Annotated in this window: 10 protein-coding genes; 8 read left to right on the forward strand and 2 right to left on the reverse strand. The window is 70.6% G+C overall.

Annotated elements, in window-relative coordinates; all coding sequences use genetic code 11:
* Positions 1-150 precede the first annotated feature (150 nt).
* From rpsO to IF99_RS0128860, 5 genes are all read left to right on the forward strand, one after another.
* Entirely contained in the window at positions 151-438 is a 288-nt protein-coding gene (gene rpsO / locus IF99_RS0128840; protein ID WP_007821463.1) for a 30S ribosomal protein S15, read from the forward strand.
* A 561-nt stretch (positions 439-999) separates the two neighbouring features.
* Positions 1,000-3,216, forward strand: a complete 2,217-nt coding sequence (locus IF99_RS0128845; RefSeq protein WP_031001092.1) for a polyribonucleotide nucleotidyltransferase — start codon at positions 1,000-1,002, stop codon at positions 3,214-3,216.
* On the forward strand, positions 3,213-4,625 hold the full coding sequence (locus IF99_RS0128850; protein WP_031001094.1) for a M16 family metallopeptidase: 1,413 nt from the start codon (positions 3,213-3,215) through the stop codon (positions 4,623-4,625). The genes IF99_RS0128845 and IF99_RS0128850 overlap by 4 nt, the downstream gene beginning before the upstream one ends.
* 197 nt (positions 4,626-4,822) lie before the next feature.
* Positions 4,823-5,575 (forward strand): 4-hydroxy-tetrahydrodipicolinate reductase, encoded by a 753-nt coding sequence (gene dapB, locus IF99_RS0128855; RefSeq protein ID WP_031001096.1) that lies wholly within the window; start codon positions 4,823-4,825, stop codon positions 5,573-5,575.
* A gap of 10 nt (positions 5,576-5,585) precedes the next feature.
* Positions 5,586-6,059 (forward strand): tetratricopeptide repeat protein, encoded by a 474-nt coding sequence (locus tag IF99_RS0128860; RefSeq protein WP_031001098.1) that lies wholly within the window; start codon positions 5,586-5,588, stop codon positions 6,057-6,059.
* A gap of 153 nt (positions 6,060-6,212) precedes the next feature.
* Here IF99_RS0128860 and IF99_RS0128865 read toward each other — a convergent pair whose 3' ends face one another.
* Entirely contained in the window at positions 6,213-6,782 is a 570-nt protein-coding gene (locus IF99_RS0128865) for a PH domain-containing protein (RefSeq protein ID WP_031001100.1), read from the reverse strand.
* 153 nt (positions 6,783-6,935) lie between these two features.
* Positions 6,936-7,175, reverse strand: a complete 240-nt coding sequence (locus IF99_RS0128870; protein WP_031001101.1) for a hypothetical protein — start codon at positions 7,173-7,175, stop codon at positions 6,936-6,938.
* A gap of 265 nt (positions 7,176-7,440) precedes the next feature.
* Between IF99_RS0128870 and thyX the strand changes: the two genes are divergently transcribed.
* From thyX to IF99_RS0128885, 3 genes are all read left to right on the forward strand, one after another.
* Positions 7,441-8,193, forward strand: a complete 753-nt coding sequence (gene thyX, locus IF99_RS0128875; protein ID WP_031001104.1) for an FAD-dependent thymidylate synthase — start codon at positions 7,441-7,443, stop codon at positions 8,191-8,193.
* A 242-nt stretch (positions 8,194-8,435) separates the two neighbouring features.
* The gene (gene dapA, locus IF99_RS0128880; protein ID WP_031001106.1) at positions 8,436-9,350 is read left to right on the forward strand and encodes a 4-hydroxy-tetrahydrodipicolinate synthase; all 915 of its coding nucleotides are present in this window, start codon (positions 8,436-8,438) and stop codon (positions 9,348-9,350) included.
* A gap of 144 nt (positions 9,351-9,494) precedes the next feature.
* On the forward strand, positions 9,495-11,180 hold the full coding sequence (locus IF99_RS0128885) for a ribonuclease J (RefSeq protein WP_031001108.1): 1,686 nt from the start codon (positions 9,495-9,497) through the stop codon (positions 11,178-11,180).
* Positions 11,181-11,428: the final 248 nt, after the last annotated feature.

The following is an 11,428-nucleotide window of genomic DNA, read 5'->3' on the forward strand; positions in this document are numbered from 1 at the left end:
CCTGCTAACCTTGACGACGGCCGTATGTGTACGCCCTCCCGGAATCTCTGGGAGCAGCGCCCAGCGTGCCCCGCCTCCCGAGTAACGGAAGCTCCCCGGCGATGCAGACCCGGGGCACTCGGTGGCTCATTGGATTCACTAGGAGATCGCGTGTCGCTCGACGCCGCCACGAAGAAGCAGATCATGGGCGAGTTCGCCACCAAGGAGGGTGACACCGGTTCTCCCGAGGTGCAGGTCGCTCTGCTCTCGCGCCGGATCTCGGACCTGACCGAGCACCTCAAGACGCACAAGCACGACCACCACTCCCGTCGTGGCCTGCTGATTCTGGTCGGCCAGCGCCGCCGGCTGCTCCAGTACCTGGCCAAGAAGGACATCGCGCGCTTCCGTGTGCTCGTCGAGCGCCTCGGCATCCGCCGCGGTGCGGCGGGCGCCCGCTGAGGTCGTCGTGAAGGGAGCGGTTCCCCTGCACAGGGAACCGCTCCTTTTGTCGTACGTGCGACAGGGACCGCTCAGTTTGTAGGCTGGGCCCCGTAGGCAAACAAATGAACAGGAGAAGCGACTCCACGCCGCCGCCGGTCCTCGGTAGTGGCCCCCGGCAAGGCCCACGGTCCCGCGAGGCCGCGAAGAGCCCGCAGGCCACCAAGGCCCGCGAGGCCGAGCGCGGTCCGTACAGCCCGCAAGGCCCGTACGGACCGGGCCCACGGCCCGAGACCGCGAAGCCCCCGGGTGCTTCGATCGAAGACCGGCCAGCAACCAGGAGCCGCTTCTCCACCGGCTGCACCGCGACCCGCCACGGGCGGACCGCACCCCGCGACCACCACGGTGGCCGCACCCGCGACCCCACGGGGCCGCACCCGCGACCCGCCACGGGCGGACCGCACCCCGCGACCCCCCCCAAGGGGCCGCACCGCGGACTCCCTCCCCGGAGGGCCCCGCACCCCGCGACCCGCCACACGGGCGAGGCCGCGCGAAGACGAGACGTAAACGGAGAATCCCCTGGTGGAGAACGAGACCCACTACGCCGAAGCCGTCATCGACAACGGTTCCTTCGGCACCCGCACCATCCGCTTCGAGACGGGCCGCCTCGCCAAGCAGGCCGCAGGGTCCGCCGTCGCGTACCTGGACGACGAAACGATGGTCCTCTCGGCCACGACCGCGTCCAAGAACCCCAAGGACCAGCTCGACTTCTTCCCCCTCACGGTGGACGTCGAGGAGCGGATGTACGCGGCCGGCAAGATCCCCGGCTCCTTCTTCCGCCGGGAGGGCCGCCCCTCCGAGGACGCGATCCTCACCTGTCGCCTGATCGACCGCCCGCTGCGCCCCTCCTTCAAGAAGGGCCTGCGCAACGAGATCCAGGTCGTCGAGACGATCATGGCGCTCAACCCCGATCACCTCTACGACGTGGTCGCGATCAACGCCGCCTCCTGCTCCACGCAGCTCGCGGGCCTGCCCTTCTCCGGTCCCATCGGCGGCACCCGCGTCGCCCTCATCAAGGGCCAGTGGGTCGCCTTCCCGACGCACACCGAGCTTGAGGACGCCGTCTTCGACATGGTCGTCGCCGGTCGCGTCCTGGAGGACGGCGACGTCGCGATCATGATGGTCGAGGCCGAGGCCACCGAGAAGACGATCCAGCTCGTCGCGGGCGGCGCCGCCGCCCCCACCGAGGAGGTCGTCGCCGCCGGTCTGGAGGCCGCGAAGCCCTTCATCAAGGTGCTCTGCAAGGCCCAGGCCGACCTCGCCGCGAAGGCCGCGAAGGCGACCGGCGAGTTCCCGATCTTCCTGGACTTCCAGGACGACGTGTACGAGGCGCTCACCGCCGCCGTGCGCGGCGAGCTCGCCCAGGCGCTCACCATCGCGGGCAAGCAGGAGCGCGAGGCCGAGCTGGACCGCGTCAAGGGCCTCGCCGCCGAGAAGCTGCTCCCGCAGTTCGAGGGCCGCGAGAAGGAGATCTCCGCCGCCTACCGCGCCCTCACCAAGGCCGTGGTCCGCGAGCGCGTGATCCGCGACAAGAAGCGCATCGACGGCCGCGGCGTCACCGACATCCGCACCCTGGCCGCCGAGGTCGAGGCGATCCCGCGGGTCCACGGCTCGGCGCTCTTCGAGCGCGGCGAGACGCAGATCCTCGGCGTCACGACGCTCAACATGCTCCGCATGGAGCAGCAGCTGGACACCCTCTCCCCGGTGACCCGCAAGCGCTATATGCACAACTACAACTTCCCGCCGTACTCCACCGGCGAGACCGGCCGCGTCGGCTCCCCCAAGCGCCGCGAGATCGGCCACGGCGCCCTCGCCGAGCGCGCCCTCGTGCCCGTCCTGCCGACGCGTGAGGAGTTCCCCTACGCGATCCGCCAGGTCTCCGAGGCGCTCGGCTCCAACGGCTCGACGTCCATGGGCTCGGTCTGCGCCTCGACCATGTCGCTCCTGAACGCCGGTGTGCCCCTCAAGGCCCCCGTCGCCGGTATCGCCATGGGCCTCATCTCCGAGAAGCAGGGCGGCGAGACGCACTACGTCACGCTGACCGACATCCTCGGTGCCGAGGACGCCTTCGGCGACATGGACTTCAAGGTCGCCGGTACGAAGGAGTTCGTCACCGCGCTCCAGCTCGACACCAAGCTCGACGGCATCCCCGCCTCGGTCCTGGCCGCCGCGCTGAAGCAGGCCCGGGACGCCCGCCTCCACATCCTCGACGTGATGATGGAAGCGATCGACACCCCGGACGAGATGTCCCCCAACGCCCCGCGGATCATCACCGTGAAGATCCCCGTGGACAAGATCGGTGAGGTCATCGGCCCCAAGGGCAAGATGATCAACCAGATCCAGGAGGACACCGGCGCCGAGATCACGATCGAGGACGACGGCACCATCTACATCGGTGCCGCCGACGGCCCGGCCGCCGAGGCCGCCCGCACCACGATCAACAGCATCGCCAACCCGACGATGCCGGAGGTCGGCGAGCGCTACCTGGGCACGGTCGTGAAGACCACGACCTTCGGCGCGTTCGTCTCGCTGCTCCCCGGCAAGGACGGCCTGCTGCACATCTCGCAGATCCGCAAGCTCGCCGGCGGCAAGCGCGTGGAGAACGTCGAGGACGTCCTCGGTGTGGGCCAGAAGGTCCAGGTCGAGATCGCCGAGATCGACTCGCGCGGCAAGCTCTCCCTCATCCCGGTCGTCGAGGGCGAGGACGGCGACGAGAAGAAGGACGACACGGACAAGTGACGTCACGCAGTCCGCGTACGACGGCCCGCCCCTCCACCAAGGGGCGGGCCGTCGCCCGTACCACCGAAACCAGCGCCCCCGCCAAGGCCCGCACCCAGACTCTCCTGCCCGGCAAGGACGGGGTCGGGACGGTCCGCCGCACCACGCTCCCCGGCGGCCTCCGCGTCGTCACCGAGACCCTGCCCTCGGTCCGCTCGGCGACCTTCGGCATCTGGGCGGGCGTCGGCTCCCGCGACGAGACCCCGACGCTCAACGGCGCCACGCACTACCTCGAACACCTTCTCTTCAAGGGCACGAAGCGCCGCACGGCGCTCGACATCTCCGCCGCGCTCGACGCGGTCGGCGGCGAGATGAACGCCTTCACGGCGAAGGAGTACACCTGCTACTACGCGCGGGTGCTCGACACCGACCTGCCGCTCGCCATCGACGTCGTCTGCGACATGCTCACGGGCTCGACCCTGGACGCCGCCGACATCGACGCCGAGCGCGGCGTCATCCTCGAAGAGATCGCGATGACCGAGGACGACCCGGGCGACGTCGTGCACGACCTCTTCGCGCACACGATGCTCGGCGACACCCCCCTCGGCCGCCCCGTCCTCGGCACGGTGGACACGATCAACGCGCTCGGCCGCGAGCAGATCGCCCGCTTCTACAAGCGCCACTACGACCCCACTCGCCTCGTCGTCGCCGCAGCGGGCAACGTCGACCACGCGAAGGTCGTACGGCAGGTACGCGCCGCCTTCGACCGCGCGGGCGCCCTCACCCGCACCGACGCGGTCCCGCTCGGCCCCCGCGAGGGCACGCGGCTCATCAAGGCGGCGGGCCGCGTCGAGGTCCAGAACCGCCGCACCGAGCAGGCCCACGTCGTGCTCGGCATGCCCGGCATCGCGCGCACCGACGAGCGCCGCTGGGCCCTCGGGGTCCTCAACACGGCCCTCGGCGGAGGCATGTCCTCGCGTCTGTTCCAGGAGGTGCGCGAGAAGCGCGGCCTCGCGTACAGCGTGTACTCGTACACCTCCTCGTTCGCCGACTGCGGCCTTTTCGGCGTCTACGCGGGATGCAGGCCCAGCCAGGTCGACGACGTCCTGAAGATCTGCCGGGACGAACTGGAGACCGTCGCCGCCCACGGACTCGATGACGACGAGATCCGCCGCGCCGTCGGCCAGCTCGCCGGCTCCACCGTCCTCGGCCTGGAGGACACGGGCGCGCTCATGAACCGCATCGGCAAGAGCGAACTGTGCTGGGGCGAGCAGCTCTCCGTCGACGACATGCTCGCGAAGATCGCCGCCGTCACCCCCGAGGAGGTCCGCGCCGTCGCGCGTGACATCCTCGGTCAGCGCCCCTCGCTGTCGGTGATCGGACCGCTCAAGGAGCGCCAGACGGCGCGCCTGCACGAGGCCGTCGCCTGAGCGACGCGCGACGTGGCACCGGGAACCGGGCGACGTCGCGCACCGGCCCTCCCGCCGCGCGACGTCGCGTCGTCGACCCGATACGACGCGCCGTCGCGCGGCACCCGGCGCCGTACGCGACGTCGCGACGTCGCCCACGGCGCCGCCCGCCCGACCCCCGCCCCGGACCCCCGTACGCACCCGGAGGAAGACCCCACATGAGCAAGCTGCGCGTCGCCGTCATCGGCGCCCGGGGCCGGATCGGCTCCGAGGCCGTCCGCGCCGTCGAGGCCGCCGACGACCTCGAACTCGTCGCCGCGACCGGCCGTGAGGACCCGCTCACGGCGCTCACCGACGCCGACGCCCAGGTCGCCGTCGAGCTGACCCGCCCCGACGCCGTCATGGACAACCTCGCCTTCTGCCTCGCGCACGGCATCCACGCCGTCGTGGGCACCACGGGCTGGACCGAGGAGCGCCTGACGACGGTGCGCGAGGGGCTCGCGAAGTCCCCGGGCACCGGCGTCCTCATCGCCCCGAACTTCTCCCTCGGCGCCGTCCTCACGATGAAGTTCGCGCAGGTGGCCGCACCGTACTTCGAGTCCGTCGAGGTCATCGAGCTGCACCACCCGAAGAAGGCCGACGCCCCCTCCGGCACCGCCGCGCGCACCGCGCAGCTCATCGCCGAGGCCCGCGAGGCCGCCGGAAGCGCCCCCATGCCGGACGCCACGGAGACGGCGCTCGACGGCGCCCGCGGCGCCTCGGTGGACGGCGTGCCCGTGCACTCCGTACGGCTGCGCGGCCTGCTCGCCCACCAGGAGGTCCTGCTGGGCGCCGAGGGCGAGACCCTCACCATCCGGCACGACTCGCTGCACCACAGCAGCTTCATGCCGGGCATCCTGCTCGGCGTACGCCGCGTCGTGGAGACCCCAGGGCTCACCTTCGGCCTGGAACACTTCCTCGACCTGAGCTGAGCGGAACCCGATGCGCGCCAAACTGACCTACGCGGTCACCGCCCTCGTCCTCGTCTTCTACTTCGTCCTCGCGGGCGACCGCGGCATCCTGCTCATCCGGCAGGGCACCGCCATCACCGTGCTCTTCGGCGTCGCGGTGCTGATCCTCCCGCTCATCGGCGCCTGGTTCCTGTGGCAGAACACGCGCTTCGTGACGCGCGCCAACGCCCTGGCCGCCGCGCTCGACGCCGAGGGGGGCCTCCCGCCCGACGAGCTGAAGCGGACGCCCTCGGGCCGCATCGACCGCGCGTCGGCCGACGCCGTCTTCGCGCGCCGCAAGGCCGAGACGGAGGACCACCCCGACGACTGGCGCTGCTGGTTCCGCCTCGCCGTCGCCTACCAGGACGCCCGCGACACCCCCCGCGCCCGCAAGGCCATGCAGCACGCCCTGCGCCTGAACGACAGGGAGCGGGCCGCCGCACCGTCGCCCGCCCCGCGCGACTGACAGCGACTGACACGGAGCGGAACGGCGCGGGCTCGGGACGACGCGGAACAGCGCGGGCGCGCGACGACACGAGAGGGGCGGGCGGCACGTCGCGTGCCGCCCGCCCCTCTCCTCCAGGTCCTCTCGGCAACGGGTACGGGGGTACGAGCCGCCTCAGCGCCGCCCGGCCGCCTCGCCCGTCACGTACTCGTCCGCCCACGCCTCCAGCGTGTCCGCCGCGCGCTCGAAGCCCTCGGCGCGCGAGAGGAAGTCCGCGCTGTGGTCCGTGAGCAGCGGTCCCGCGACGCTCTGCCGCCGCGACGTCAGCACGACGGCCTGCCCCTGCACGCTGCGCGGCAGCCCCAGGACCCGCACCGGCTGCTGCACGGTGCGCACCGCGCTCACCTGGCCCCAGGGATACGTGTGCGTGCGCAGGAAACCGGTACGGCGCACGCCGCGCGCGCTCACCCAGGCCCCCATCCGCAGCCCGCGCAGCGCGCCCCCTATCAGGAGCGCCGCGAAGATCACCGAGGCGAACGCACCGCTCGCGTTCTTGGCGAGACCTATCACGAGCGCGGCCACGAGCACGAAGGACGCGAGGAGCAGGATGAGCGCGGCGAGCGCCACGCGCCAGGGCCCGGGGCGGTACGGGCGACGCCACACCTCGCGGTCGTGGTACGGCAGCGCGACGTCGTCGGCGCCCTCCTCGAAAGTGCGGTCCGCCGTCAGGAAGGGCAGGGGCACGACTGTTTCCTCACTCATTCCGCGCGCACAGGGAGTGTGCCAGGGGGCTGTGAGCGGTGAGGCTACAGAGACCCCCGGCGGTTCACCACTCCGGGGGTCTCTGTGGGCGGTTGTGCGAATCCCCGCACAGCGGGCGCGAACAGGCGAAGCGGATCAGCGGGGATCGGACGCCTCGGAGTGCTGCGTGTGCTGCGGGGCCGTCTGCCCGGAGAGGGCCGGGAGGCCGAAGAGCAGGCTGCCCACGAGGCCGCCGACCACGGTCAGCCCCACGAGCGTGTGCACAAGGAGCTGGCCCCGGTCGGCCCGCTCGCGGGGCGGGGGCTCGACGTTGCTGCGGTACTTCTCCGCATCGGCCAGGAAGGCGAAGGGAACAGGCTCACGCCGCCGGAACATGGAAAGCGCTTCTCCTAGGAAACTCGTCGTGGACGGGTGCGGACTGTCCGGAAAGAAGTCGGAAAACCCGCATATCAGATTACGGCGTCCGTGTGCTTCCGAACACATCGGCCCTACTCGTACAGACGCGTGGGAGGCGTCTGTGGTGCCCGTATTGGCGAGCTTCCGCGAAAAATGTCACGAGAGACCTCCCCTCGGAGGAGTGTCCGTGCCGGACCGTAGAGTGGGCGCCGCCCCGACGAAGCGACTGGAAGGACCACCGCCGGTGACCGAGACCTCTCAGGTGACCCCCGCCGAGACCGTCAAGCCCACGTTCCGCAGCGAGATCACGGTGGAGCTGGTCAAGCACGCCGCCTCGGACCAGGACGTGCTGTGGGCCGCGCGGGTCTCCACGGCGGGCGAGCAGTCGCTCGACGAGCTCAAGAAGGACCCCGAGCGGTCGAAGGGCCTGATCAACTACCTCATGCGGGACCGCCACGGCAGCCCCTTCGAGCACAACTCCATGACGTTCTTCGTCAGCGCCCCGATCTTCGTCTTCCGGGAGTTCATGCGCCACCGCGTCGGCTGGTCCTACAACGAGGAGTCCGGCCGCTACCGGGAGCTCCAGCCCGTCTTCTACGTGCCGGGTCCCGAGCGCAAGCTCGTCCAGGAGGGCCGGCCGGGCAAGTACGTCTTCGTCGACGGCACCCCCGAGCAGCACGCCCTGACCGAGCGCTCGATGCGGGAGTCCTACCGGCAGGCGTACGAGACGTACCAGGAGATGCTGGCGGCCGGCGTCGCCCGCGAGGTCGCTCGCGCGGTCCTCCCGGTCGGCCTCTACTCCTCGATGTACGCGACGTGCAACGCGCGCTCGCTCATGCACTTCCTCGGCCTGCGCACGCAGCACGAACTCGCGAAGGTGCCGAGCTTCCCGCAGCGCGAGATCGAGATGGTCGGCGAGCGGATGGAGGAGCTGTGGGCGGGGCTCATGCCGCTCACCCATGCGGCCTTCAACAAGAACGGCCGCATGGCCCCCTGAGCCCCTCGCGAGCGCGTGCGGGGGCGGGGCTCGGAAGAGGAGCGGGCACACATGTGCGGGCCGGAGGGAAGGTGTCCGGATTGCGGCTTTTCCTGTGGTTCAACTAGCCTGGCCGCACGGGCCCGGCGCCGCGTGAACCCCCGAGCGCGCGGCGCCGGGTTCCTCTGAGCCGACGCCCCGTCCCACGCGCCGCGACGCCCCGAGGGCGGGAGCGGAGCCGAGCACCGAGTAGCGTGTTACCCATGGCTTTGACCTCCACTCCGCAAACCCCCTTCGGGCGGGTCCTCACCGCCATGGTCACGCCCTTCACGGCGGACGGCGAACTCGACCTCGACGGCGCGCAGCAGCTTGCCGCGCAGCTGGTGGACGCGGGCAACGACGGCCTGGTGATCAACGGGACCACCGGCGAGTCGCCCACCACCAGCGACGCGGAGAAAGCCGATCTCGTCCGGGCGGTGCTGGAGGCAGTGGGGGACCGGGCGCACGTCGTCGCCGGTGTCGGGACCAATGACACGCGCCACAGCATCGAGCTGGCCCGTTCCGCCGAGGCGGTCGGCGCCCACGGGCTGCTCGCGGTGACCCCGTACTACAACAAGCCTCCGCAGGAGGGCCTGCTGCACCACTTCACGGCCCTCGCGGACGCCACGGGGCTGCCGGTCATGCTCTACGACATCCCGGGCCGCAGCGGAGTCCCGATCTCCACCGAGACGCTGGTCCGGCTCGCGGAGCACCCGCGCATCGTGGCCAACAAGGACGCCAAGGGCGACCTGGGACGCTCGGGCTGGGCGATCGCCCGCAGCGGCCTCGCGTGGTACTCGGGCGACGACATGCTCAACCTGCCGCTCCTGTCGATCGGCGCGGTCGGGTTCGTGTCGGTCGTCGGGCACGTCGTGACCCCGGAGCTGCGCGCGATGCTCGACGCGTACCTGGCGGGCGACGTGCAGAAGGCCGTGGAGATCCACCAGCGGCTGCTGCCGGTCTTCACAGGTATGTTCCGCACGCAGGGTGTCATGACCACGAAGGCCGCCCTGACCCTCCAAGGCCGCCCGAGCGGCCCGCTCCGGCTGCCGATGGTGGGGCTGAGCGAGGAGGAGACGGCTCAGCTCAAGATCGATCTGGCCGCCGGCGGGGTAGAACTCGCACCACAGACTTCATAACCGAATAGCCCGCCCGGCCCCGGGCGGACGCGGAGAGTTCCCCGCGGTCCACCGGGTCCGGGCACGGCACCACTCACACAACAGCACGAAACGTCACACACGCCACGTGCCCCGCACGTGGCGTGTGTGGTTGAGGAGAGTCTTTTGAGTCATCCGCACCCTGAACTGGGCCCGCCCCCGAAGCTCGCCGAAGGCGGCCTGCGGGTCACCCCGCTCGGCGGCCTCGGTGAGATCGGCCGCAACATGACCGTCTTCGAATTCGGCGGGCGTCTGCTGATCGTCGACTGCGGAGTGCTCTTCCCCGAGGAGGAGCAGCCCGGAATCGACCTGATCCTGCCGGACTTCGCATCGATCCGGAACCGGCTGAACGACATCGAGGGCATCGTCCTCACCCACGGTCACGAGGACCACATCGGCGCGGTGCCGTACCTGCTCCGCGAGAAGCCGGACATCCCGCTGATCGGCTCCAAGCTGACCCTCGCGCTCATCGAGGCGAAGCTCCAGGAACACCGCATCCGCCCCTACACCCTGGAGGTGCGCGAGGGGAACCGCGAGCGGGTCGGCCCCTTCGACTGCGAATTCATCGCGGTCAACCACTCCATCCCGGACGCCCTCGCGGTCGCGATCCGCACCCCGGCGGGCATGGTCGTGCACACCGGTGACTTCAAGATGGACCAGCTTCCGCTGGACCACAGGCTCACCGACCTGACGACCTTCGCGCGTCTCGGCGAGGAGGGGATCGACCTCCTCCTCACCGACTCGACCAACGCCGAGGTCCCCGGGTTCACGCCGCACGAGCGGGACATCTCCAGCGTCCTGCGGCAGGTCTTCGGCGGAGCGCGCAAGCGGATCATCGTGGCGAGCTTCGCGAGTCACGTGCACCGCATCCAGCAGGTACTCGACGCGGCGCACGCGTACGGCCGCCGGGTCGCCTTCGTCGGCCGCTCGATGGTCCGCAACATGGGCATCGCCCGCGACCTCGGCTACCTCAAGGTCCCCGCGGGGCTCATCGTCGACGTCAAGGCGCTCGACGACCTGCCGGACGAGGAAGTGGTGCTCGTGTGCACCGGCTCGCAGGGCGAGCCGATGGCCGCACTCTCGCGCATGGCCAACCGCGATCACCAGATCCGCATCGTCCAGGGCGACACCGTCGTCCTGGCCTCCTCGCTGATCCCGGGCAACGAGAACTCGGTGTACCGGGTGATCAACGGCCTGACCCGCTGGGGCGCGAACGTCGTGCACAAGGGCAACGCCAAGGTGCACGTCTCGGGCCACGCCTCGGCCGGCGAGCTGCTGTACTTCTACAACATCTGCAAGCCGAGGAACCTGATGCCGGTCCACGGCGAATGGCGCCACCTGCGCGCCAACGCCGAGCTGGGCGCTCTCACGGGCGTCCCGCACGACCACATCGTCATCGCGGAGGACGGCGTCGCCGTCGACCTGATCGACGGCCGCGCCCGCATCAGCGGCAAGGTCCAGGCGGGTTACGTCTACGTGGACGGCCTCTCGGTCGGCGATGTGACCGAGTCCTCGCTCAAGGACCGCCGCATCCTCGGGGACGAGGGCATCATCTCGGTCTTCCTCGTCGTGGACTCCACGACCGGCAAGATCACGGGTGGCCCCCACATCCAGGCGCGCGGCTCGGGCATCGAGGACGCGGCGTTCTCGGGCGTGATGCCCAAGATCGACGACGCCATCGGGCGCGCGGCCAGGGACGGCGTGCTGGAGACCTACCAGCTCCAGCAGCTCATCCGCCGCACCGTCGGCAAGTGGGTCTCGGACAACTACCGGCGCCGACCGATGATCCTCCCGGTCGTCGTGGAGGTCTGACGCCCTGTCAGCGGGTACGAGGGAGCGGGGCACCCGGATTTGCATCCGGGTGCCCCGCTCCAGTACGTTTGGGGACACCGCCGCTTCGGAGCCCGGCACCGCTGTGTGCCCGGAGAACCGGAGAGGGGCGGGAAATCCGACTCAGAACTTCTGATAGAGTCGGAAACGCCGAAAGGGAAACGGAAAGGCCGGAAGGCCGGAACGGGAACCGGAAAGGCGCCGAGGAAATCGGGCCCGAGAGAGTCTGA

Origin of the sequence: Streptomyces sp. NRRL F-5630, from assembly GCF_000719475.1 — a bacterium.
GTDB lineage: Bacteria > Actinomycetota > Actinomycetes > Streptomycetales > Streptomycetaceae > Streptomyces.

Coding starts and splice junctions, on each gene's coding strand:
- IF99_RS0128860 (WP_031001098.1), top strand. CDS start 5,586: ATGCGCGCCAAACTGACCTACGCGGTCACCGCCCTCGTCCTCGTCTTC.
- dapB (WP_031001096.1), top strand. CDS start 4,823: ATGAGCAAGCTGCGCGTCGCCGTCATCGGCGCCCGGGGCCGGATCGGC.
- IF99_RS0128870 (WP_031001101.1), bottom strand. CDS start 7,175: ATGTTCCGGCGGCGTGAGCCTGTTCCCTTCGCCTTCCTGGCCGATGCG.
- dapA (WP_031001106.1), top strand. CDS start 8,436: ATGGCTTTGACCTCCACTCCGCAAACCCCCTTCGGGCGGGTCCTCACC.